Annotated in this window: 13 protein-coding genes; 5 read left to right on the top strand and 8 right to left on the bottom strand. The window is 47.4% G+C overall.

What is annotated here, in order from left to right; translation table 11 throughout:
* Window positions 1-2: 2 nt before the first annotated feature.
* The 8 genes from ACHZCY_RS00710 to ACHZCY_RS00675 form a co-directional block, all read right to left on the bottom strand.
* A complete protein-coding gene (locus tag ACHZCY_RS00710) occupies window positions 3-1,847 on the bottom strand; it encodes an efflux RND transporter periplasmic adaptor subunit (protein ID WP_319547484.1) in 1,845 nt (614 codons plus the stop codon).
* A gap of 20 nt (window positions 1,848-1,867) precedes the next feature.
* Entirely contained in the window at window positions 1,868-2,167 is a 300-nt protein-coding gene (locus ACHZCY_RS00705; protein ID WP_319547483.1) for a DUF3467 domain-containing protein, read from the bottom strand.
* A 118-nt stretch (window positions 2,168-2,285) separates the two neighbouring features.
* Window positions 2,286-3,203 (bottom strand): efflux RND transporter periplasmic adaptor subunit, encoded by a 918-nt coding sequence (locus ACHZCY_RS00700; protein ID WP_319547501.1) that lies wholly within the window; start codon window positions 3,201-3,203, stop codon window positions 2,286-2,288.
* 5 nt (window positions 3,204-3,208) lie between these two features.
* Window positions 3,209-5,026 (bottom strand): TolC family protein, encoded by a 1,818-nt coding sequence (locus ACHZCY_RS00695; RefSeq protein WP_319547482.1) that lies wholly within the window; start codon window positions 5,024-5,026, stop codon window positions 3,209-3,211.
* A 24-nt stretch (window positions 5,027-5,050) separates the two neighbouring features.
* Window positions 5,051-14,950 (bottom strand): SdrD B-like domain-containing protein, encoded by a 9,900-nt coding sequence (locus ACHZCY_RS00690; RefSeq protein WP_319547481.1) that lies wholly within the window; start codon window positions 14,948-14,950, stop codon window positions 5,051-5,053.
* Window positions 14,951-15,373: 423 nt separating this feature from the next.
* On the bottom strand, window positions 15,374-17,626 hold the full coding sequence (locus tag ACHZCY_RS00685) for a CHASE2 domain-containing protein (RefSeq protein ID WP_319547480.1): 2,253 nt from the start codon (window positions 17,624-17,626) through the stop codon (window positions 15,374-15,376).
* Between the two features lie 11 nt (window positions 17,627-17,637).
* The gene (locus ACHZCY_RS00680) at window positions 17,638-19,305 is read right to left on the bottom strand and encodes a FecR family protein (RefSeq protein ID WP_319547479.1); all 1,668 of its coding nucleotides are present in this window, start codon (window positions 19,303-19,305) and stop codon (window positions 17,638-17,640) included.
* 58 nt (window positions 19,306-19,363) lie between these two features.
* Entirely contained in the window at window positions 19,364-20,071 is a 708-nt protein-coding gene (locus ACHZCY_RS00675; protein WP_319547478.1) for a response regulator transcription factor, read from the bottom strand.
* Between the two features lie 325 nt (window positions 20,072-20,396).
* Between ACHZCY_RS00675 and ACHZCY_RS00670 the strand changes: the two genes are divergently transcribed.
* The 5 genes from ACHZCY_RS00670 (at window position 20,397) to ACHZCY_RS00650 (ending at window position 26,045) form a co-directional block, all read left to right on the top strand.
* Entirely contained in the window at window positions 20,397-21,659 is a 1,263-nt protein-coding gene (locus ACHZCY_RS00670; protein WP_319547477.1) for a glycosyltransferase family 4 protein, read from the top strand.
* 72 nt (window positions 21,660-21,731) lie between these two features.
* The gene (locus ACHZCY_RS00665) at window positions 21,732-23,465 is read left to right on the top strand and encodes a sugar phosphorylase (protein WP_319547476.1); all 1,734 of its coding nucleotides are present in this window, start codon (window positions 21,732-21,734) and stop codon (window positions 23,463-23,465) included.
* 63 nt (window positions 23,466-23,528) lie between these two features.
* Window positions 23,529-23,915 (top strand): phosphomannose isomerase type II C-terminal cupin domain, encoded by a 387-nt coding sequence (locus ACHZCY_RS00660; protein WP_319547475.1) that lies wholly within the window; start codon window positions 23,529-23,531, stop codon window positions 23,913-23,915.
* On the top strand, window positions 23,915-25,069 hold the full coding sequence (locus ACHZCY_RS00655; RefSeq protein WP_205220620.1) for a zinc-binding metallopeptidase family protein: 1,155 nt from the start codon (window positions 23,915-23,917) through the stop codon (window positions 25,067-25,069). The genes ACHZCY_RS00660 and ACHZCY_RS00655 overlap by 1 nt, the downstream gene beginning before the upstream one ends.
* Window positions 25,062-26,045, top strand: coding sequence for a glucosyl-3-phosphoglycerate synthase (locus tag ACHZCY_RS00650; protein WP_319547474.1), 984 nt, complete (start codon window positions 25,062-25,064; stop codon window positions 26,043-26,045). The genes ACHZCY_RS00655 and ACHZCY_RS00650 overlap by 8 nt, the downstream gene beginning before the upstream one ends.
* The last annotated feature ends 63 nt before the right edge of the window (window positions 26,046-26,108 follow it).

Genomic DNA, 26,108 nt, shown 5'->3' with positions numbered 1-26,108 from the left:
TATTATCCAATAAATCGATCAAACATCCGGAGCAGGGTATACCAGGGGCGTCGAAAAAGCTGCCAGGCCAGAGATTTATTGCCAACCTTGAGGCGGGCTGTACCTCGCATCCCAGGGCGTAATTGCTCCTGGTTATTCTTGAGTGTGAAATCTGCGATAAAGATATTTTTATTATCGCGGATCTGTGATTGCGGAACGATATGTTCCACCTTGCCTCTCCATTTTTTATCTGGGTAGGCGGCAAATCGAATCGAAACACCCATGCCTTTTTTCAGAGAGGCTATATCATCTTCCTGGACTGCCAGCTCAATGTTTATCTGTTCCAGAGGAGCGACTGCAAATAAAGTCTGTCCTTTGCTGACAGGACTCCCCTTACTTCGTTCCAGGTCGCCGCTAAGGACAATACCGGTGACTGGACTGGTCAATTGCAGATGCCGTTGTTTTTCGTGCAGCAGATTTAGATGTTCTTGATAGCGTTGTTCGTCAAGGCGGGCTATTTGCACTGCAGCTGTGTTGCCGACAGCCATGTATTGTTCCCGCATTTTTTTTGCCTTGTTTTTTTCCGCTGCCAGGTTGGCAAGTTGTATCTCAATCTCTTTTCCGTCCAGTGTGGCAAGTGTTGCGTTTTTGGTGACAGCATTCCCTGGTTTAACAGATACTGTTTTCAGGATACCTTCAAATCTGGCAACCACGTATCGGGTGGTTACTGGCTGGGCAACACCCTCAGCTTTCAGGTAGTAGGGCAGTGGGAAAAACAGGATCGCAAGCAACCCGACAAGAGAAAGTGCAATGACAAGTCCTCTGTGTGATAGAAAATGTATTTTGCCGCTCTGTGGTGTTGTCTTTCCGCTTGATAAGCTATTTTTACGGTGAAAAAATAATGCCTGGGATAAAATCGGGCTTATTTTTGGAAGCAGAGACAACTTGTCTGCCTCTTTTATCTGGTCCTCCCAGAGACAAATCAGGGAACCGTTTACAGTGTTGTGCTCATCCAGCAAAGGCATGGCTATCCCTGCTGTGTTTCCTGTCGCAAGAGATATTTTCTCAAAAACTGGGGCATTGCTTTTCGCACAACCTGCAACCTGTTGTGGCCAACTCACCGGCGTTTGCTGGAGAGTCGACTCCGCAAGAGCTTCTTCCATAAGCCGTACATGTTCTGTACGACGATCAATGGTTGTAACGTCTGAAAGCGAATGCAGTTGGATTTTTGTGCCACTACCAACCAGGCCGATGGCGACCTGTGAGCAACCTGTCCAGTTCTTGAGGTGGGTGTTCAAGGAGAGGAGGGCTTCCTGCTGTCCTTTTTTGGTGAGAGTACTGTTCGTGAGCAGGATAAGCTCGAGCAGGGCATGATGGTTGGCATCTGCGTTGGGTGTGGGTGCGTGAAAAGCAAGCAGAGATGCCAGCAACTGCGAGGTCAAAACAAAAGGGCCCACGGGTTCGCTGCCAAGCAAAACTAGTAAGGACAGACAGCCTGATTGGCGAGAACTCTGCGGGTAGGGAGCGGAAATGATCCACACTTTCTCATTGTTTTTTAACGGCTGATACACAACCCTTTGGATGTGCATCGCCTTACGCGCATCCTGCTCTATTTCTTCCCGCAAAGAGGGTGACCAGGCAAGAGCCTGACGCGAGAGTAATTCTTCTGTAACCTCTATGCCTGCACCTTGGGTAACAGACAATACACCTCCAGCAGCGTTCACAAAGTTGATACAAAATGCGAGGAAGGTATGCTGAAATTGGTGTTGCTTGTTTGTCAGTGCTGCAAGGTGATAGGCAAGGCGGTTGGTGTCCAACTGTTGGTTGGGCTCTGTTTCCTCTTGCCTCGGAGCTATTGATGGATTCACGCTTGACAATCGATGGCTTATTATTGGATCTTAGGGAGTTGTGCCTGGGCGGCATCCGGAATGGTCTTCTCTGTCTCTTGTTTAAGAACCGAGCTAAGCACTGCATGCAATCGATGTGCTCCCGCTTTGGTCATGGCAAGCCTGGTATGGATGGGGAGGAGCGTTTCACCGCTGTTGGGATCATTCAGCGGGCCGGAAGAGAAGTTGATGATGATCTCTTCATTGGTGGTGTTGACTATAAATTGAGATGCAAACTGGGCTGTCGTTTCATTGTAGCGGACTTTAACTTGCTGTGTTTGTTGCTTTTTATTGTCAGGCATGGTGCCTCCTTGGTAGGAATGCTTTTCAGTATTGGGAGAGTCGAGAAAAAAAGGATTTTAATTTCAAGTTACCCTGTTGCCAGCAGGTAGTAACTAATTTTAGTGTTTGTGGCTTGGGTTACCTTGGCACAGCCTGCTGGGTGATATCTTGTAGGTCGGCTTGTGGAAGGGTAAGAGTACAAAGGCTTCCGGCAATGAGTGTGCTCTCAGGGTTGGGAATTTTTAACTGCATTTCAACTGTACCACTCTGTGCATTGATTATGGGTGCAATGAGGACAACGGTTGCTGGTATGTTCTGCTGATTAACCTGGATGGAAAGCTCTTGTCCTTTTTTTACCTGTAAAGCCATTGCAGGTGGCAGGTGAAAGACTGCCAGTAAGGGATCAAGTTGCACGAGGGTCATAAGCGGTTGGGAATCTCCACCGCCAACTAACTCCGCTTCTTGTTTGTAGATTTTAAGGACAACCCCGTCCACAGGACTGGTCATTATTTTTTCTGCTAACTGGGTCTCGACAATTTTTGCTTCCAGCTTGCGCAGTTGTCTTGCCTCCCTTGCCCCTTGTAGCTCAGCAACAGCCATGGCCAGTTCTGTTCTGGCCATGGTGAGTTCTTGAGGTCGTGTATTCCCACTTTTTTCCAGTTCTTCCAAAAGAGCAAGTCGGTTTTTTCGCATTTTAACCATGTTTGCAGCACCATCAACTTCGGCATGAAAACTGCTCGCCTGCTGAGCTCTAGCAAGTTGGGCTTTGAGAACATTGGTGTTGAGTTCTGCTAGTATTTGGCCCGCCTGCACTGTTTCGCCTTCATCCACAAGCAGTTTGTTGAGTCGATCACGAAAACTGGAAGAAAGGTCTATGATCTTGTTGGGCTCAAGAAAGGTCTCGAATTGAGCTGCAATACTATAGCCAGGAGTTACAAGAAGCAACAAGAAGAACACCAAAAAAAAGCGTTTGCCTAGAGTGCTACTGGTCTTGCTCTTTCTCGCTTCTGGTAGCGTTTCTCTATGATGCGAGTAGGCGTTCAGGCGCCACAGCACTGTGATCAAGGATTAACCACCATAGATTTTTCTTCCAGCTTGATGGCCGGTAATTCGTCGCTGTCTTGTTCCTGGATGGTTTCAATATTGTTTTTACTGACAAGCACTCCCATTGCCCGATAAAGGTTGTAGGTGGCATAGTTATATGCCAATTCACTTTTTGCATACAACTCTTCTGATTTGGTGAGTCGTTCACTGGAATCCATAAGCCGATACAGCATATCCCCGTAAGGTTGGCTTTTAGCCAGCATGAGATCTATTTGGGCCATGAGCTCTTTTATTTCTTCTTCGTCTGAATGCATAATCTGGTAGCTCTGTACCATAGAACGGTAGTTTTTACTCAGTTCACGGAAACTGACCTGTGCTTCGAGCAGTACGTTTTGAACAGTGGTATCCAGTTGATGGACGTGTTGCCGTAGTTCAATTTTTTTGCGCAGATTTCTCGCTTCTGCACCATTATTGCCCAGCGGGTACTCGAACCTGAGACCAGCCACATAACTTGGGCCACCTTCGTCAAACTGGTTGGAGTAGGCTGTACCGTATGCATAATCGCCTTCCAAGCCTTTGACATAGGTCTGGAAAAATAAATCCAGGTCCGGAAGCAGTTCATTATCAGAATTATCGAGACGAATTGCAGCTGACTGGATGTGCTTCATCGCCTGACCAACCTCTGGGCGGTTGTTGAGCGTGGCGTCAATGACGCTGTCAAAAGAAAGATTAAGCAGGCTACTGGAAGGTTGCTGTGCCGTAACCAGTTCGAGGCTACCGTTGCTGAGCAGAGCAGGGTTGTTAACCAGAGCGTTAATACGTGACTGGGCATTTCGTACGGCGTATTCGGCCTGCATGGCTGCCAGGTTATGGGCACTGACTAAGGAACGGGCCCTGGCAAGCAGACTGGGCTGTACATCCACGTTGGCACGGCTCTCCATTTTGTCTAAGATAGCCTGTGATCGTTTGGCCAGGTGAGTGCGCTGTACCAAAAGGGATCGCTCTAAATAGAGACCCCAGTAGGCACGGCTCACCTCCAGGAGATGACTTTCTATGTTTCGTTGGAATTCATCTGCAGCAATGGCGTGATCAATGTGGGCCAGGTTAATTGCAGAGTTGTTGTAAGATATACCAAAGCGTTTGAGCAGGGGTTGTCTGATTGTGAGGTAGGTGCCGGTCCGAGCCTGATCTTCGGGGTTGAAATAGACAGAGTTGGTGTCGAGGCCGCCGATGTTTTGCTTGAGCTCTACTTCGGTACCGGTCACAAATTTTTTGCGGATACCGTATGCAAGGTCAGCATTGTTTTCCTCATAGCGAAGGGGCCCTCCGGTTTTCAGATCGTCCCCCACCGGTTCATCCAGATCACTTAAACTCCCTTCTGCAAACACTCGCCAGTCAAAGGGTCCTTCTGCTTCCTGAATGGTTGTTTCACGTATCAGGGGAAGATCACTGAAAACTTGTATCTGGGAGCTGGTATTCATTGCCATGGTGAACAAGGAGGTCACGTCGGTGCCCATGGATGAAGTATTGGGATTGAGTTGAGTACTTACTTCGTCTTGCCACCACGGAGTAAAACTTTCTGGCAGGGTATCGGTAGCCTGGTTATCGCTAAAAAGGCTGGTGAAGTTTGCTTCAGACTGCTTTATTTGCTCAACCAGAGAGTCATAGCGGGTGAGCATTTTTGTTTTCAGTTTTTGATAATCTTGGTCGCTTTCTTCAGTTGCTGTAATAGCCTGACTATAGTCGCTTGGTTGAAGGCTCTCTTCCGCCTGGGGCTGTACCGCAAAGGCCGAAACAAGGAGGGCGGTAATACCTAGCACCGCATATTTTTTCATAATGTCTCTTCTTCTTTATTGTGATTAATGACTGATTTTTGCTGGATTGATTGAGGGACTGAAAAATTCGTACCCATTGAAATCATCCCAGTTTAAATTAAAAGGGGTCTGGTTGCTTGCATGCATTGAGGCCATAATGGTTGAAGGCATATGGGCAAAAATCATATCCACATCAAGGGTTGATCTGGAAAAGATCAGTCCGATGCCATTGGGGTTGAAATAGGTGCGAGCGTTAAACAGCCCTGGTGAGCTGTTGTTGTAGCTGGAGGCGGTTTGTCCCAGTTCCATATGGTGTGGTAGATCATACAGCAGGGTTGCTGGAAAACTGGCGAGCCAGTTGCCTGCAGTATCTGCCATTACTGTCTGAAAACCTACTTGGTTGCCCTGGCTGTCAAAAAGGGAGAGGAACAAGGTGGTCCCTGGTTCGGCCATTCCTGTGTATACTGGACTTACCGGCAGTGGGGGAAGTATATATTTTATATCACGTTCTTCATCCCACGGGAACTCCTGGCTGGTATCACCAAACTGGCGGTGCATGAAGAAGGCGTCCGCTTCTAGAGTGGTCGGTTGAGTTGGCACCAGAGGGGTTACTGGTTCAATTGGTGGTTCAATTGGTGGTTCAATTGGTGGCTCAGCCGGGTAAACATAACCAAAATCAACAGTGCGTACATCTTGTCCCGATGCAAGGGTAATTGTAAAACTGTTATCCAGGGTACCATCTGGGTCAAAGCTTGGCGTTATACCCGCCGGAAGCGTTGTCGGATCTACACTTACCACATGGCTTCCGGCAGGGAGATTATCAACCAGATAGTTGCCATTACTATCTGTAGTGGTGGTTACCGTATAATCCGGATTGTTGTCGCCATTGAGATCAATACCAACGCTAATTTCAACTCCGGGAAGCCCTGCTTCACCTCCATCCTGAACACCGTTTTGATTTTGATCGTTCCATATGGTGTCACCAACAGAACCGGTACCGGTGTAACCGAAATCAATGGTCATGTTACTACCGCTTACAGGTAGACTGAGGGTGCTGCTGTTATCCTTACTGCCATCCGGGTCAGCGGTTTGTTCCATGCCACCAGGCAGGGTTGATGGATCTACCGATATGGTAAAATCACCACCAGGCAGGTTGTCAAAACTGTAGTTCCCGTTGCCATCTGTGGTGGTTGTAACGGTATCAATATCACCATCCAGGTCAATGTCACCGGTTAGGGTAACCGTCACGCCTGAAAGGCCAACTTCGCCATTATTCTGGCTACCATCGCCATCATAATCAAACCAGATAGTATCGCCAATGGTGCCTGTATAGCCGTACCCAAAGTCAACCTGATCGGTCACCTCTCCCGCAGCAAGCGAATAGACAACCGAGCCGTCAGGATTGGATGTACCATCGTCCAGATCATACAATGGTTGCATGTCAGTGGGGAGGTCGTCAGGATCAACTGTAATGGTATAGGTTGCAGCTGGGAGATTATCAAAGCTGTACCAACCGGTTTCGGTTTCCGGCGTATCTGGGTTGTCTCCAGTGGTAACGGTTTTTTCAAAATCAGGGGTGCCGTCGCCGTCAACGTCTGCTGAGATAGTGATATCTACGTTGTCCAATCCCAATTCATCGGCATCCTGAACACCGTCTCCATTAATGTCATGCCAGATCGTATCACCAATGGAACCAGAACCGGTATACCCAAAATCTATAGTATCAATACTTCCGCCATTGGAAAGCGTAATACTGGTGGCTGTGTTATCATAGGTGCCGTCTTCGTTAGGATCGTAACTCTGTGTAAAACCTGAGTCTTGTAAAATGAGCATGCTACCTGTCGAGTTCGTTCCATCATAGTCTACAGATATTTCATATTCACCATCAAGCAGGTCGCTGAACTGATACCACCCTTTTTCTACCTCAGCAGTATCTGGGTTATCTCCAGTTGTTGTGGTAAGGGTTATATCACTGACACCATCGCCATCAACGTCACCGGTTAATGTTACCAGAACATTATCAAGTCCGGGCTCTTCCGTTCCGCCATCCTGAACTCCGTCATTATTTGAATCAAACCAGACAAAATCGCCTATAGTTCCTGCGGCCTGAAGACCAAAGTCAATATTAAGATTTTTTCCAGAAAGAGAGAATTCAGTTGTTTCATCGGGTGTTGTACCACTAGTGTCCAAGGGGTACTCGTACGTTACGACACTTCCCGTAGGAGGGGATATGGTAACGGTATAGTCTACCTCAGGAAGGCCAGTGAAGCCATACCATCCGCTTTCTATCTCCGGAGTTGATGGATTGTCACCAGTGGTGGTAGTAAGCGTAAGGTCAGGGCTCCCGTTACCGTCTAGGTCTGCTTCCAGGGTTACAGTGACCCCATTAATCCCGCCTTCATTACTGTCAAGAGTACCGTCTCCATCAATGTCATACCAGACTGTATCTCCAACGGCTCCATCACCCCGGTAGCCAAAGTCTACGTCGGTAATATCATTTCCATCCAACACCTCAACCTTTGATTGATGATTGTCAGTACCGTCGTCTGAATTATATAAAGGGTTTTCGTAAGTTTGGAGTAACCCATCAGGTAGAGTGGAGGTTTCTACTTTGACCAAATATGGGGGAGTAAGCTCAGAGCTGGGCAGATTAGCAAATTGATAATAGCCTGTGCTATTTGTTGTGGTTCTCGCCAATTCAACATAACCACCACCAAGGCCGTCATCCCTATACAATACTACCTCGACACCAGCTATTCCTGGCTCCCCTGGATCTTGAACACCCTTATTATCTATGTCCAGCCATATAAAATCGCCTAAAGAAGGTGGGTTGCTCACAACTTCAAAAGTGGCCGGGTTTTCATCCTGATCACCATCAACACCGTAAGGGACGCCTCCTGAACTTTCTCCATCATCATAGACACGTTCAAAGTCATCATCTGTTGTATGGGTGCCATCTCTACCTGACCAGTCAGCATCAACGACATTTTCATACGTGTCAGGGACATATCCTGCTGCTCCCACCACAATGTCATAGGTAATAGTGATAGTGTCACCTTGGGCGAGATCCCAGCTTCTTGGTGTGCCGCTATCAAAGATAAGAGTTCCTGGCGTTGAGTCATCGACGCTTATCGTTGCATCTGAATCATCAGCATAGACTGCTGAAGCAATACCTGTGAAGCTAACTCCACTTGGCAATATATCTTCAGCAGTAACGTCGTACGCCATTGATGAACCCGTATTTTCCAGAATCACAGTGTAGGTCAGTGTTTCTCCGGGCCGTACATTATTTATATCACCTGCAGGGGCATCGACATCTTTTGTTGTCTTTATTATCGGCTCTACGATATTTATTACTACCGGATCATCAGTTACCGTTTTGGGGCCATCTTCAGGGTCCGTGTAGCTGAGGGAGCCAGTGTTGGTCACCGTGGCACCATCAACATTGGTGCTGATATTGGCGACAAGTGCGGTTACGGTGATAGTAAACGAATTATCAGTTGTCCCGTCCAGTGAGCTTGAGGTTGTGGCTGTTTCGAAGTTGAAGAAAAGATCGTTACCATTATAGTCGTTTTGGAATTCGATAAGCGTCAGAGTGCCGCTATAGTTTGTAGTGTCGTCGATGCTATATGAATCGTAGAGCAACCCATCAGGCAGCTCATCAACTACTTCTAAATCGTTAATGGTACCTTCTGGCAGTGTAACGACGATATCATAGGTAACGGTTTCCCCTATGGTGTAGCTGCCACCACCTTGTTTATCAATGCCTGGTGTCGGGGTGATGAAGGCGGCATCATCAGTATCGGAATAGGTTCGTTCCTGATCTTCACCATTATCAATAAAGTCGGAATAGTCTGAACGAGCACCATTCAAGGAGGTCCAGGAAAGGTTAGCAGTGTTATCTATGCTCTCTCCCGGTTGAACGCTTTGCTTCAGTGTACCGGTTATGGTGAGTACTAATTCCTGATCAAGAAGGAGATCAATGTCTCCTATGGTACTTAAGGTCGAACCTGTTAGATCAAGCGTACCTGCAACATTAGTGGTTCCAATGAGAGCGGAATCAAGCGTCAAACTTTCCAGTTCTGTATTAAAGGTGTCGTTGATCTGTAAATCATATGCGTTGGCATCGCTGTTAGCAGAGTCATTGGTGATTGTGATGGTGTAGGTTACCGTATCCCCGGCATCCCCATTTCCCGCAAAAATAACATCTTTTTCAATATCTAACGAAGGGTCAAGAACTTCCACCTCAACTGCACTGGATGGATCGGAAGTAACCTCGTTTCCGCTTGAATCATCCCAAGTAAGCTGTGCCTGGTTGTTGAGCAGGGAACCTACGCTAGTACCATTGCCCGTATTGCCCGCTACATCCGTTACCATGACCGTATAGGTGAGCGTAATGGTCTCAGCACTCAAATTATCGGCATTGCTATTGATGATATCACCAAAATCGATATCAAGTGTATCGTTACCCCCTGAACTTTGGGTATAGGTTATAAAAGAAGAATCGGTTGGATCATCAATTGGAAGAGCAGCCTGCAATGCACTTATATTGTTGGCACCTCCAACATCTGCAGTTGCGGAGGTTGAAAGTGCGATGCCTGATATGCTGATTAAAGAAAGACCGGTGTCAAGGGTATCTACCAGGTGAAAATCCGGGCTGTCTCCCTCTGCCAGAGTGATTTCCACCTGGTAAGTAAGGATCTCTCCAATAACAGCTTCGTTTTTACCATTTGCTTCACCTACACCATCCTCAATTTCACTGTTGAGCAAAGTCTTAACTACTGTATTGGCGCCAATGACAATATCTGCTGGATCGGTATCTGAGTAGTCATTGACTCCGCCGCTACCGTCACGCTCACTGTCCCCAGTTGTAACAAATCCGGAAATATCAGTGTTGGTTGTGGTGGTTCCCGGTAAGCTGGACCAGTACACATCAGCATCATTTTCAATGAGATCACCAACGGTTATAATCGAAGTGTCACTTGTGAGATTCCCGGAAACTGTAATGGTAATGGTACGACCTGGATCATAAGCGAAGTCGATTGTGCCTTCTGCGGAGACATTTCCACTTGAGCTCAATGGGTTGAATTGCAATGTGCCACTGTTGATAACAACGTCGGCATCTGTGAGAAGAGTGTCATTAACCGCATAAGTAATAGTGGCTGGGTCAATGGCCGTTGGAATAACATCCTGAAGGCTCACGTCATACGCATTAGCTTCACTGCTACCGTCGTGCTGTATGGTAATGGTGTAGCTGATACTGTCACCCTGATCACCAGTGACCTGATCTGGGTCAGAAGTCCCTTCAATTTCTACTGACTTGCTAACATCAAGCAGCGGCTCGATAACAGTTACAGCTGCAGTAGGTGTGTCTTGGGCTGCGGACTGGTCAGACCCCTCTTGCTCCCATATGGCTTGAACTTGATTGTTAAGATTTGGTCCAGAATCGTTAGCTGTACTTTGGTTTTCAGATGTATTTAAGACAACGGCAGTATATTCGATGATAATGGTTTCCGGGTCACCATTGTCATCTTCTGTGTTTAGTATCGTCCCAAAATCAATTTCAAAAGTGTCGTTGCCACCAGTGTCTTCAGTATAGGAGATGTTACTTTCTGTACCTAGAATTGGAGTCGTGAATGAATTATCCGCGCTGAGCCCAGAACTAATCGTTATCGTATCGATACTTACCAATGCAAGACCTTGGTCCAAACTGTCCAGAATCCTCAGGGAAGGGGTTTCGCCTTCAGGTACTTCCAGAGTTACCTTGTATTGTACGGTTTCTCCGACAACGGCTTCAGTATTATCGTTGTCGCCACTGTTGATGCCAGTACCAACAAGCACTTTTTCAATGGTTGGCTCCTCTATAGTTACTGTGGCATTATCACTTGGTGGATCAAGTGGATCAACCCAGTTTTCAGTAGAGTTTGCGAAGTCGTCCGAAGGGTCGCCTGGGGTCCCATTGTCATCCAGCTGACCTGTGAAGTAGAGAATGGATGCCGTATTTTCGTATTCGACTCCTGCTTGGGCCATGTCACTGTCGATGGCGGTTTCGTTATCAACCTCTAGATCATAGGTTATGATGAACACCCCATCAGCTGTGAGCACTCCTTCTGCAGCATCAAAAACAACTTCTAGTTCCCCCCCTGTCAGGTCAACGGTATAGTTGGTATTATCAACAAGCTGTGTGCCATCTCCATTCCATACCTGGAGGTTCATATCGTTTGTGCTCGTGGGAGCGATAAACCCTGAATTTGGCAGGGTGTCATTGATGGTCAACCCATAGGCAGATGTCCCACCGATGTTGTATGCAGCAACGGCAAAAGTGACCAAATCGCCACCATCAACGTCAATGATGTTGGCATTTAGAGGGTTGGCCTCCATTTCAGCCGCATCTACACCATCACTGGAAACGCTTAAAGATGGATCGTTTCCAGAAGCATTGAAACTCAGATCGTTTAGGTCTTCCGCATTAGCTGGTACTTCATTTTCATCTACAAACTCACCATTACCAGCTGTTGCAACAACACCTTTTGTAATCAGTATCTCTGGGGCCGAAAGTTGGATTTGGGCGATGTTTTCAAGGTCCGTGTTTTCAAGGAAGGTATTGTTGTAACTCCAGGTTGCCTGATTGGTGAGGTATAGCCCGTCTGCAAAAGGCTCATTGGTTACTGTGGAAGTGACTAGAATTTCAATAGTGTAGTAGGGGTTGTTATCAGGATTGGTAATGATATTTGAATCAGCGTGAAAAGTGGTGAGATCAAATGTGAGCGAATTTGCTCCATCATTTGAAGAAACCGTGGGGGACCAAGGACTTGGGTCGGCCACAACATCGGGAGCAAAGTGGAGATCCGTATCATTGCCGAGAAAAATTTGGCCTCCTATGGAAAGGTCACCAACAATTGGTTCCTGGGCGATATCTGGAGTTAGCGGGTCGCCATCGTGATCAACAAAGAGCGTAGCTTGATTTTCTATGACCGGATTTGCACCAAACTCTGCTATGTCATAGATAGGGACAGGTAGGTAGTCGACGAGGATCAAGTCTTCAATGTCACCGGTTGGTAGTTCGAGTGTAAAGGTATATGTGACAACATTACCCGGTGAAATGGTCATGCCGTCAATATACTCCACTCCATTGATGTGGCTGATGGCTTTTTGGGTTGTAACTCCCTCGACCGTAAGCTCTGTTGCCGAATTTTCGGTAACGGTATGGCCTGTAGAATCGTAATTACCTCCGCTGATAGCGCTGGCCGGATCAAGAACATCTCCGCTGATTTCGACATCATTGTTGATGGGATCGTTGGCATCAACGCTGGGGTCAATCCCGCTCTGGATATAATTCTCATCAACCTCAACATAAAAGGTTATCGTCCCTGTGGTGCCTCCTAGCATTGAAGCGTCATTGTCGAAGAGATCCCCATAGAGTTCGCCATCTCCGCCGATCAGGGAAGATATATCAAAGGAGATGGTTGTCTCACCGCTTACGCTGTCTCTGATTACACTGTGGCTTGTTCCAATTCCAGTGGTTAAGTCAAGATCAGCATTATCCCATGAAAGATCAAAGTTGTAACCATTTCCATCAATTAGTAAGGTCGGGTTCCACGTTGTGACCGACCCCACCACGGCATCGGTCCAAAGGTAATGCTGCCCATCTCCTAGAGTGTCCGTAACAACAATATTTTCAAAACCGAAGTAATCTGAAATTTGAAAGTCAATGGTATATTTAAGAATATCTCCGGGAGTGATGGTGATCTCATCAGTAGCAGGGTCATCTTGAGCACCATTATCCTGGTAAATTTCAACACTCTTCTGGGTAGCGATGGAGTTAATTTCCTGGGGAGTATCAGAGCCGTCGCCATCATCAACCCCATCTCCATCACCGCTGTCGGGTAAACCTGCAGTAACTTGACCTGTTCCTGTTAGTGGGTTGTCATAGTTGCCTGTTGCACTTGCTTCATTTAAGGCAATATCAGCAGCACCGGTAACCGGGTCGATGACCGGGTTGCCATCGGCATCAAACTCGCCATAATACACAGTGTAAGTGACTGTTACCTCCGAAACACCATCGGCTGGGGCGCCAGTGACAGAGCCTATCGGCAGGATAAAGTCGTTGTCAGGAGCATTGTGGGGTAGCCATGCTGTTGGTGATTCATAACCACTGGCATTCTCGACTGTTGATGTATAGTCAACTCCGTTAACAGTAATGGTAATATCATCTCGATAGTAAGCGCTGTTAGGTAGAAAATCCGATATGACCAGATCCTCTACGGTTTGATCCGGTGCGATATCTATCTCGATTGTATATTCTACCGGAAAATTGGGTCCTGTAGCTGTTTCGCTCTCGTTGGCATCAGTGGTTTTTGAGATCGTAAAAAGTTGAGGGGTGACCGTATCGCTGGCTAAGTCCGATTGAATGATGATTAGGTCTGTCTTGGGGTTGTCTAACGGGTCTTTTCCATAAATAAAGCCACCACGTGCTTTTACCTCAAGATCGACCCCTACCACAGCGTCACCTGCCGCATAACCAGATGCATCTACAGCATCTTCATCAATTTCTGCGATAAAATTGATATCAATGGTCGGTTGCTCAGGCGTAAACGAGCCAAAAGGCAGTTCGATAACGTACCAAGTATCACCGTCATGGGTACCATTCTCTAGAGGAATAGCTCCACCAATAGTGTCAAAAGGGTGGGCAGCATCTGAATTGTTGGGGTCGATGGTATCCGAGCTGTCAGCTTCATTGATCCAAACAGCATTGGTACTATCCCATGTATAGGCTGTAGTGCTGACAGGTGCGGTACCATACGTGGGGCCAGAGGTGACGTTAAGACCGGCAGGTACATATACATCCAAGTACGGACCGTAGCCGATGTTCGTTGAGTCTCCTTCTGCTGCCGAGTTGTCAAAACTGACAGTGAACTCTATCTCTTCCTCAATGAGGCCTTCGGAAGGTAAGGATACTGAAACTTCTGGAACAGGCGGAGCTAAAGTGGCGTCCCATTCACCACTTGCATCAGTAAGCACGGTTGTCTCAATATCGCCGGTTGCAACCTCCAGGTCCCAGTCACCGCCGCTTGCAGCGTTTCCGGTGGGATCATCTGAGGCGGCCACCTCAGCTCCTGTGATCTCTGCCAGGGCTTCAATGAAGTTCTCTGCACTTGTGTCTTCTGCAATGTTGCAACCATAGAGGAGAATATCGCCCTCTTCAGAGAGTGCATCACCCCAGAGTGAGAGCTGGCTTTCGTAGTCGTCAATGTTGGAAGTATCTAGGGTTGTATAGCCAAGCTGGAGGCTATTCTCGCTCCCGTGTGAGATGATATGTACCCCGGTAAGCTCAGAGTAATTTGAAAGGGTATCGGTGATTTGCTGCACCTGATCAGTTGCTGCATCCAGGATGATAACCTTGGTTCCCGAGATGGTTTGCTCTTGCCTGGTATCGTCAGCTTCTGTCTGCTCAAGATCTGAAACGACCCCATCAACCAGTGTTGCATGGTCTGTAACCGTACTGTCGACAAAGACAATTTGTTCTGTGTTTTCTATTTTCGCGTCTGTTTCAGTGAGAGCAAGCGCACTTTCTTGATCCTGAGGTAGCTCCTCTGCATCGTCTGAGGTTATTTTTATTGAAGCGGTCTCAACACTGTCAACGGTGACATCACTCTCATCCTGCTCAGTAGGCTCTGTTTGTGAATCCACATCACCCTCAGCCTCCAGTGCAGGCTCATCGTTCACGCCATCGTTTAGGGAATCAGTCTCCTGGGTACTATCCGTGCTCTCTGCAGGAGTTTGTTCCTCAGCCGTTTGCTGTGCTGTCTGAACGTCTGTTGTTTCCAGCATGTCCACATCAATAGGTTCGGCAGTATCAGCTGCTACGGCAAGGGGATTGGCATCCAGAAAAATTCGTTCTTCGAGTTGTTCGAGCAGCAGGTGTCTTTTGCGAGGCGTTTTCATTGCAGACCTTTAGACAGATGGAGAAAACAAAAGGGGAGATGAGTTTGATTACTATTCTTAAAGAGCTTGTAACTGTCTGCCAAGACAGAATTTTTATTAAAGAAGAATATAATAACAGAATGTAACTCAAGGCAAGTAAAATTTTGGTAAATGTCAGGTGAGAACAAAGGTCAAACAATATATTGAGTACAGTAACAGCAAGGGGTTTTCCTTGAACAAGTTGGACAGTATTGCGCTCATATTAAGGGTAGTTTAGATGTGGATGATTTCATTGACAAAGCTACAGGCGTAGTTGTTTTACGTTGAGGGCGTTGTGATTGAAGAGCAGCCAACGATGACCTGAAGATACGATGGGAGGTGTTCAATTTATTTCAGGACAACTCTTGAGTAGAGGGAGTGTCTCCTTCGGTTGTGAGTGTTTCGTTATTTAACCGTTGTTTGTTTTGGTAGCAGCAAGGTGAAAATAGCTCCATTGTCACCTTTATTGAAAACTGAAATTTGTCCGTTATGCCTATCGACGACTTCTTTGACCAGGCTAAGCCCTAGGCCAAAGCCTTCCTGCCTGTGTGTATTCGTTCCTCTCTTAAACTTTTTAAAGATGGCGTTGTGTAGTTGCTCGGGGATGCCTGGGCCTTCGTCTTCAATACTGAGGGTGAAATGATGTTCCTGTTCCAGAAGGGTAAGCGTTACCCTACTGTTTTCAGGACTGAATTTTACTGCATTGTCGAGCAGGTTGATAACGGCTTGGAGTAACAGGAGTTCATCACCCGTCATGGGAGATGTTTTTTTGGGGAGCTGGGCCGTGAGAGTAATTGCTTTTTTTCGAGCTGCTGGGGTGACGCTGGTTATGGCATCACCAATTAGCGTAAGTGGCTGAAATGGGAAAAACTGTAATTGTTGTTTGCCGCTTTCAATACGATTGATATCAAGAAAGGTGACAATGAGCTGGTTTAATCGTTTCGCTTCGGTGCAGATGGTTTCAGCATATTGTTGCTGTTCAAGGTCCAGGCTATCTGCAAGCATTTCTCCGTATCCGAGAATGGTTGTCAGCGGAAGTTTCAGTTCATGCGAAACTATGGAAACTATTTCATCTTTTACTCTTTCCAATTCTCTTAGTCGGGTAACATCATGGAGGATGGCAATGGTCCCCTCAAAGGGTGTTTCTTCGGTTGAAAAGCGATGCATGTCGATCTGGAAGTAGTGCCTGCCGGAGTTGTTAAGTACTTGTATCTCGATGTGAAGGGGAGTGCCTGGCCCAAGGATGGGACTGGCTGTTACTTTGTCGGTATTTGTTATCTGATGCCGGAAGATATGATCAGCAAAAGCCGCATAATTTGGTAAGCCTGAATCATCAGGGACATGGTGCTGCCAAAATTTACGGAAGTGAATGTTTGCGAAAATAGGTTGGCCGGAGAATGTATCCCAGAGTACCAGTGGCGGAAGTTCATTGTTGAGTAAATTGTCAAGAAAAGTGTGCTGCATACCCAGGGCGTCGGCAGCATGTTGTAACTGCTCAATGTATTGATGAATCCCCAAGGTGTTGAGCATTCCTCGTTTGCTACGGTGGTGATTTTTTTTGGGTATATATCCGTATATTTGCTCCAGTCCCTTGTCCAACCGTTTATTGAGGGCGCGAATTTGGATATAAATCGCATTGCCGGCCCAAAGCGTTTGTTGCAGCAGATGAAAGAGATACGTCAGAAAGAGCACCACGGAAAAGAGTGCTATGTCGATAAAAAAGCAGTTGTGAAAAAATACAACAGCGATAACCCATACTGTACCGAGGAGGATTAGGTTGAGGCAGATGTTATAGCGTTCGCCAACTACCGGCCATAAAACTGCACCCATGATAAGCAGTAGGGCAACGAGAAAAAAGGAGAGTAATGGCAGGGGGTGAAGGAAGCGTTGTTCAAGCAGATTGCCAAGGATAGTTGCCTGGATTTCTACCCCAGGAGTAACCTGGGTGCGGGAAAAAGGGGTAATAAAAGTATCGTTAAGACCAATGGCCTCGGCCCCGATGAACACAAAGCGATCCTTGAAAAAGTCCTGAGGGATATGCCCTTCAAGTACATCGATATAGGAGAGGTAAAGAAAGGTTCTCTCCGGGCCGTAGTAGTTGATGAGGAGTGGCTCCTGTTGTGTGGGGGGCGTGGGAGTCTCTTTTCCGGATGCCTGAAGCAGCGCCAAGCTAAAGGGTTGCTGACCGGAGCGTATGTTGAAAGGGACTTCACGGACAATGCCGTCGGTGGTAAATATCGTTTCAATATGCCCGGTCCCTGTGACCTGATCTAGGCCTGGTGAGGGGGTGAGCATTGTATTCTCAAAAGTAGTGGCCGAGGCAAATATGACCGGCGGGGAATGGTTGAGTTGTTTGTTAAAAAGTACGTCGTCATCAGTTGGCTCTGAAAAAAGAAAATCAAAGCCAATTGCCTTTGCCTGAGAGAGCTGAACAAGGAGTTTAGCATGTGTTTTGCGAGGAAACGGCCACGCTCCCAGCTTTTTCAGGCTGCCTTCATCAATTCCTACGATGACTATCGATTGCGGCGGGGCAACTGGTCCGCGAAGACGAAAAAGAAGATCCTGTGCCGTGGTGCTCAGGCCATGGGTGAAGCCAAAAAGGTAGAGCAATAAAACGCAACAGCAACCCGCGATGGGAATTGATAAACGGTTTTGCAATGGGTTTATCATTAAAGAAGAATGATACCCAACATTATCACTCCGATCATGGCTTCTTTCCAGCCAAGTGGGTCTCGTTTGATTTCCAGTGTCTGTGAGGCTGTCCATGGACCAATAGCTTCAGGACTGAGCACGCCTCTAATACGTACAAAATACTTTCCTGGGAGTAGATGTTTTTGTACTTCGTAGCTAGCGGTTGTAATCGCTTTTTTGTCAAGTAGTAGAGTCGTGAACTGTCTGTCTTCCGCTATCTGCAGATCATAGGTACATTCTTCAGCCATGGCAGACCAACGTAGAGCGAGTGGCTCAGAAGCCGTGGTCGTGGCACTTTGCATTTCTGGTTGTGCTGCCATTTTCCATGAAAGCGGCGGCGAGTGCAGCGTAACAAATCCGTCTGGACTGATAGCCTGTACCCGGAAATAATGGTCGCCAGGCTCAAGCTCTGGAGTGGTCAGGGATGGGGTTGTTGTTTCCTGCTCTACAACAATGTTTTTAAACGCATTGTCAGTTGCCAGTTGATAGAAAAAACGATCGACCTGCTCGCCCTTTAGCCATGTAATTGTAATCTGCTTGTCCCAAGATATCCGGCCCTCCTTTGGGCTGGATATTACTGGTGCCGAGGGGATAGTTCGGATGGTAAGCGGCAGAGGGCCGTTGGCAAGACTTTCAAAGCCCTCGTTGTCGATGGCCGTGAAAAAGCTGTAGTACGAACCGTCCGGAAGCGAGTCTATGACAAATGCTTCGTCTGGGGAACAATACACTTCTTTTACGGTTGTCAAGCCTGCATTATCGGCAGTGATTCGCATCCGAAGTGTTTCAGCCTGCAGATGTTCTGGAGCGGGTATCACAGCAGGAAGTACGCGAAAGATTGGCTTAAGGAGCGGCGGGACAGGAGGAGATGGCAATGGCCTGGGTTCTTCCGGAGCAGCACCAGGTTGCACCCTGCTCCCCTGGTTAGCCGGCAACGTGATGCCTGCGCCGGCGGCACCAACATTCACCTTGCCGGTGAGGGTTTCAAAGATGCTCGCCTGTTCTTGGTTTTTTATTCGGTACTCGGTGCCGCGTACACCGGTGATGGCAATGGGTGTACGGATCTGATGACTGTCGTTTGGCTGTAACCGCTGTATTATTTTGTTGAAAATTCTTCCATTGTGCAGCGTAAAATCGATTTTAACCGTTTGGTCGACCAGACCGATGAGGTAGTTGAATGTCAGCTTTGAATTGGGTTCCATGTTCAGATAGCGGTGGTCCGGGAAGATAATATGGGCGTAGGCACTGTCTCCTGTAACCACTGTTTGCCCCGGGCTTAGGAGTGTTCCTTTTTTTGCTGGGATTGTTTCTCCGTTTGTGTCAACGATGTTGACCTCTCCTCTCATTGTAGCCAGTTTTGCCTTCAGTGTTTTGTGTTTGAGGCGGGAAAGAGGTACTTTCAGGGTTGATTGTTCACGGATGAGATAAGGTGGCCTGAGCTTGTTAATATCGGCAATAGTTTTCCAGTCGCTTTTTTGATGGCAATAATCGCGAGCAAGGTGAATGAGGTTGGTACCGCTTTTGACATGAAGCGGTACCAGCATGTCTTTTGCAATACTCGTTTGCGGAAGCCAGACAGCCAGAAGAAAGATGGAGAGCAGTAGTGGTTGAAGCAAATGGTTACGTCTATTTTTTTCCTGTCTGTTCATGGTGTGGTCTACTGTGAAAAAAGGTCGGAAGGTTGTCTGGGCGATTATTGCGGAGCTGTTAATTCACTGCAGACAGTTTGTACCCAACTCCTGGGACAGCCAAGATTTCGATGGTATTGGGACTGCTGCTCTCCAGCTTTTTGCGAAGATTTGCAACATGCATTACCAGTGCCTTGGTTTCGATATCGGGATCGTAGCCCAGCACCTCCTGAAGGAGTTCTCTGTGTGTTACGACCGTTTTTTGTCTGGTCGCCAAATAGGCAAACAGGTCGAACTCGGTTTTGGTAAGCATCACTTTTTTTCCATTGTCCCGGGAAATTTCTCGTGCCTGGGTATCTATCTGCAACGGACCGATGTGTATACCGGCAGCCATGGTTATTTCCTTTTTAGCAGATTTCCGCAACTGAGCTTTTACCCTGGCAGACAGCTCGCGCAGACTGAATGGCTTAGTAAGATAATCATCTGCTCCGAGTTCCAGTCCCTTGACTTTGTCATCCACACGGTTCCTGTCAGTGAGAATGATGACTGGTGTTTCCACCGCTGCTGCACGCATCTCGTTAAGGATAGAGAGGCCGTCCTGGTGCGGCATCACTACATCAAGTAAAATGACGTCGGGCTGGGTGGCGGTAATGCGCTGGTAAGCATCCTTGCCGTTATCTGCTGTTATGACTTCTGCCCCCTGATTGCGGAAATAGGTCCGCAGCATGGTCTGGATATTCGGGTCGTCTTCAAAAACGAGGAGTTTGCAATCAAGTTTTTCAGTCATAGGGATCATCTCGGTAAGGTGACATTAACGGCTAAAATTACATTGATTTATGTATTAGGACAAGGGGTTTTCTCGTCTCTGTGCCGTCAAACTGAAGCATTGAGTCGAAAGCAGCAGCAGTTTGAAAAAACAGTAAAACAGTTTACCTGAAAGTGATGTAAGTATTTGGTAATAAAAATGGTCTGGAGCGTGTCCTACGGCTCTGGGAGTGATTGACTTGGACGGGAAAGAACGTATAATAATATGGAGTATCAACATGTTGAACCGTGTCGCGTGCTGATCCGTCTGCAGCAGGTGATCTCCCATTGCTTAAACGGACATGGATATGCCAGAACGAGTCGGATTTATTTCCACCCGGTTTGCCGGAACAGATGGTGTCTCATTGGAGTCGGCCAAATGGGCTGAGGTGCTGTGGCGGGATGCGCACACCAGCTATTGGTATGGAGGTGTTCTTGATCGAAGCGGTGGTGTATCCATGTGTATTCCGGAGACCTATTTTGGCCACCCGGAAAATGAATGGATCAATCAACGGATCTGGGGGCACAGCCATCGTCCACCTGAAGTAACCAGACGTATCCATGACTTGGCCGAGTACATAAAAGGCACCTTGTATGACTTTGTCCAGGAGTTCGATATTTCAGTCCTGCTGGTGCAGAATGCACTTACCATCCCCATGCACCTTCCTCTTGGACTGGCCATAACCGAATTTCTGGCCGAGACAACCATGCCGGCCATTGCCCATCATCACGATTTTTTTTGGGAGCGGAGTCGTTTTCAAGTCAATAATGTGCCCGATTTTTTGGACATGGGTTTCCCGCCCAAGGATATTCAGCTGCAACATGTGGTGATTAATCAATCCGCCCGAGAGGAATTGGCCCTGCGCAAAGGCATTTCTTCCATGCTTGTGCCCAATGTTTTTGATTTTTGCAACCCTCCGGAACCCGCTGATGCGTATAGTCAGGATTTGAGAAGCGAGATCGGCCTTGACCCTGAAGATAAGTTGATCCTCCAGCCTACCCGAATTGTGCCCCGAAAAGGTATTGAACATTCCATTGCCCTGGTCAAGCGGTTGCAGAATCCTCGCTGTAAATTGGTTATCTCTCACGCAGCCGGTGACGAGGGCAGTGACTATCCTGAGCAAATTTCCGAACTGGCGGAGTCGGAAGGGGTGGATGTTCGTTTTTTCGGCCACCGGGTCGGTGACCGGCGGCATATAAATAGTGATGGTGAGAAAATGTACGTCCTCCATGATCTGTATCTTCATGCAGACCTGGTGATGTACCCCTCTATTTACGAGGGGTTTGGTAATGCGCTGCTGGAGGCCTTTTATTTTAAGGTGCCTATCATTGTCAATCGCTATCCGGTATGGGTCCGTGATATTGAGCCCAAAGGATTCAAGGTGCCTGTCATGGATGGATTTGTCAATCGTAGCGTTGTTACAGAGGCAGTACGCCTTTTGGACGATGCAGAGTATTGTGAACAGATGGTGACCCATAATTATGCTCTGGCAAAGCAATACTATGGATATCCTATCTTGCGATATTGTTTGCAGACATTGATTAATAATATTGCCTACGGCATCTGGTGACGAATATTTTTTAATTCACAGTTGAGGGCATAGGTTATCGTAAGTATACCGGTACGTTAACGGGAGGAAATTATGTGGCGTCTGACCAATGTGTTTAAGGAAGCTCTACGCCCTCGCCTTGCAAAGCTGTACGGTCAACAGCAGGTTGATCGGCTGCTTGAACGAATTGCCTTGGTGGCCGGACGTTATAACTACCTGGAAGAGCGATGCAGTTTTGATAGTCCTTGCTGGGATGAGCATAGCTGTATTCTTATTACCTACGGTGATATGCTGCATAAGCCTGACGAGCCGGGGTTGGTAACTCTTGAACGGTTTGCCGGTGATTTTTTGGAGGGCATTGTCACTGTTATACATATTCTGCCTTTCTTCCCATCAAGTTCTGATGATGGGTTTTCGGTTGTCGATTACCGGCAGGTAGATCCTGCTTTAGGCACCTGGGGTGATGTGGAATGCCTGGGGCTGAAATTCCGTTTGATGTTTGACCTTGTCTTAAATCACGTTTCAAGTAAATCAAAATGGTTTGATGATTTTCGTGGGGCCGTTGCTCCTGCGCGGGAGTATTTTATTGAAGTCCCACCTGGGGTAGATCTCTCCCAAGTGGTCAGGCCTAGGGCATTACCTTTGCTCACATCCGTGACCACGGTGAAAGGAGAAAAACAGGTATGGACAACCTTTAGTGACGATCAGATCGATCTGGATTTTGCCAATCCGGATGTGATGCTTGAGATGATGGATATTCTGCTCGGCTACATCAACAGAGGCGCGGCAATTATTCGTTTGGATGCAATTGCCTATTTGTGGAAGGAAATCGGTACACCATGTATTAATCATCCGTACACCCATGAAGTGGTGAAGCTATTTCGTGATGTGGTGGAAAATGTTACTCCCGGAGCTTTGTTGCTCACTGAGACGAACCTGCCCCATAAGGAAAATGTCAGCTACTTCGGAGCAGGCGATGAAGCTCACATCGTCTATCAGTTCAGCTTGGCCCCGCTTCTTGTCCATGCTATTCAAGCCGGAACAGCCCGTTATCTTACCCGGTGGGCTCAGTCTTTATCACCGCCGCCACCGGGCTGTACGTTTTTAAATTTTACCGCTTCCCATGATGGTATCGGTGTCCGTCCACTTGAGGGGTTGTTGACCCAGGAGGAAATAGATGATCTGGCAGAGAGTGTACGGCAATGCGGAGGTTACGTCTCAAGCCGTACCGGAGAAAACGGAAAAGAACAGCCGTATGAACTCAATATCACCTATTTTGATGCCATGCAGGATGTTGCCCGATCCGATGATCTTGAATGGCAGGTTCTTCGTTTTTTTTGTTCGCAGATAATAATGCTGGGAATGCGTGGGATACCTGCAATCTATTTTCATTCACTGACAGGGGGGCGTAATGATCGCAAAGGGGTCGATGAAACCGGCATGAAGCGAAGGGTGAACCGGGGGCGATGGAAAGATGAGGGCCTGCGAAAGCTGTTAGCTGACCCGGCGAGCCTTTCTGCTACTATTTTCAATAAATATACAGAGCTGTTGCGTATACGAGCAAAAATGGCAGCTTTTCATCCGGACGCTCTGCAAGTGGTACTGGAAGCTGATGATGGATTGTTCGTTTTCCGTCGTCTGCCCGTCGGAGGCTCTCCTTTGTTTTGTGTCCATAACGTTACTGGTCAACAACAGCCACTGAACATGCAGACTCTTATGAAAGAGTCGCAAGCACGATATTTCAAAGATCATATTTCAGAAAAAGAGTGCCCAGCTGAGATGTTGGTGGAACCTTACCAGTGTCTCTGGTTGGAAAAGTTGTCTTGAAAACCTGTTGTCGGCATTATTTGGTGAGGTCATTTTTCAGTGTAGAAACGATGAGGATGAGCAATGGATAAAATTACCACCGATAGTTATGAACAACTTACCGATCATCGCCCCTGGGGGAGCTTTACTATATTAGCAGATGAAGCAGACCATAAGGTCAAGCGTATTGTGGTTAAACCGGGGCATCGCCTCTCTCTGCAGCGGCATAAGCATCGGCAGGAACATTGGTTGATGGTAAGTGGTACTGCTGTGGTGACCCGTAATGACGATTTGATCACCCTTGGGCCGGGGCAAGCCATTGACATCGCCCTTGGCGATATACATCGAGTGCAGAATGACGGTAAAGTTGATGTGGTGTTCATCGAAGTACAACTTGGTGACTATTTTGGAGAAGATGATATCGAGCGCTTGGAGGATGATTACGGCAGGATTGCCCAGGAGCAACGATAATGGACGGAGCGCAAGAGGTTTTTAGACAGCTTGCCAGGATGCCGGGGTTGGCCGCCGAGTTGGAGCCGTATCGTGAAATGCTGCTTGCCAATGTGGTGATGGTGGGGGAGATCCCGGCGCCGACATTTGGTGAAGAGGCAAGGGTTGGTTTTATCAAACAGCGTTTTACCGAATGCGGCTTGCAGAGCTGTTCCAGTGACGAGGTCGGCAATGGCATGGGCATTATGCCCGGAACCAGAGGCGATAAAACTATTGTAGTGAGTGCCCACGCCGACACTCCCTTTGCGGCCAATGATAATCATAGCTTTACCATCGAACCGGGAATAATCAGCGGGCCGGGGGTGGCGGATAATTCATTGGGGCTGGCAGTGTTGGCAACCTTGCCAACCGTGCTGGAAGGTTTGGGGATCAAGCTGCAAAGTGATCTTCTGCTCCTGGCTCCCACCAGAAGCCTTGAGCAGGGTGATCAGCAGGGAATACGTTTTTTTTTAAGTAACTCTACCATCCCTATCACAACAGGAATTGTTGTGGAAGGGTGCCCGCTTGGTAGACTGCATTACCGATCCATGGCATCGCTTGGCGGTATGATTTCTTGTCATGTCGATCGAAAGCTGTGCCGTTTAAGTGCAATTGAAATTCTCAATTCTCTGATCAGCCAACTGAGACAGATAGAGTTGTGCCCGCAGACAAATACGGCTCTTGTGCTGGGCTCGATACGGGGAGGGGCCACCTATAAATTACCAGCTCGCACTGCCCATTTGCGATTCCAACTGCGCAGTGATGCCGATGATAAAGTCAATGCTATTAATCGACAAATTCTCAACATGCTCGATGAAGCGGCAAAGACAAAAGGAGTGTCTGCTTATCTTGAAGTTATCGCCCGCACTCGATCCGGCGGGCTTGACGGCTCTCATCCTCTGGTCATCGCGGCCAGAAAAATAATGCATTCCATAGGGGTTCAGGCGAAGGCGTTGATTTATTCCTCCACCATCTCACCATACCTTGAGCATGATATTCCGGCTGTATGCCTCGGAGTATCTAATGGTGATAATTTAAACTATGCCGACGAGTATATAGAAATTGAACCCATGCTTACCGGGCTCGCCCAGATTATCGGGCTGCTGCTGTGCATAGATGGAGGTGACTGTGCATAACATTACCACTTGGCTTGAAAGCAATACGTTTCATCACAGCCAGTTTTGGGATCTACTCAGGCTCATCAAGAGAAAAGAAGCGCTTGGCCTGACAATTTCGCTTTGTATTCCAACGCTTAACGAAGAAAAAACCATTGGTAAAGAGGTGGTGCTGTTTAAGTCGGAATTACAGGACCGTTACCCTTTACTGGATGAAATTGCTGTGATCGATTCCGGATCCACCGATAGGACCCTGGAAGTGGCCAGTGCTTTTGGAGCAGATGTCTATTCCTCGGCAGACATCTTGCCGGAACAGGGATTTAAGCGGGGCAAAGGGGAGAACCTGTGGAAAGCAATTTACCAGTTAACAGGCGATATCATTGTTTATGTTGATGCTGATATAAGTAATATTCATCCACGATTTGTTTATGGACTGGTAGCGCCTTTGATTTACCGTCCAGAGGTGCAATATGTGAAATCTTTTTATGATCGCCCCCTTGCGCTTTCCAAGGAAATACGGTCATCGGGTGGCGGCCGAGTTACGGAAATACTGGTCAGGCCACTTTTTTCACTTTTTTTCCCTGAATTGACAGCCATTATTCAGCCCCTTTCCGGCGAGTATGCAGTACGCAGGCAGATATTGGAAAAAATACCCTTTCCCATCGGCTATGGGGTAGAAACTTCGCATCTCATAGATGTGTATACTCAATATGGCTTAGAGGCGTTTGCCCAGACGGACTTGGATAGAAGGGTTCACCGTCATCAGGAGATAAGGGATCTTGGTAAGATGGCTTTTGGAATTCTGCAAACCTTTATCAAAAGGCTGAATGCAAACGGGATGGTTGTTGATCTGCCACAGTTGACCATGAATCTTCGCCAGTTTCAGGTTCGTGAGAGTCATTATGAGCAGATAATTCACGAAATTGTCGAAGAGGAACGACCTGCAATGCAGGAGATAGAAGAGTATCAGGAGAAATTTTTTCACTTGCAACACTAACCGGATGATTTGCGCTTCAAGATCTGGAAAATACAAGAGGGTACAATGAAAGAGAGCCGGCCA

It is taken from the genome of Desulfogranum marinum (assembly GCF_963675105.2).
Lineage (GTDB): Bacteria > Desulfobacterota > Desulfobulbia > Desulfobulbales > Desulfobulbaceae > Desulfogranum > Desulfogranum marinum.
The sequence above is the reverse complement of the archived record's forward strand: the minus strand, read 5'-3'. Positions and strand labels throughout refer to the sequence as shown.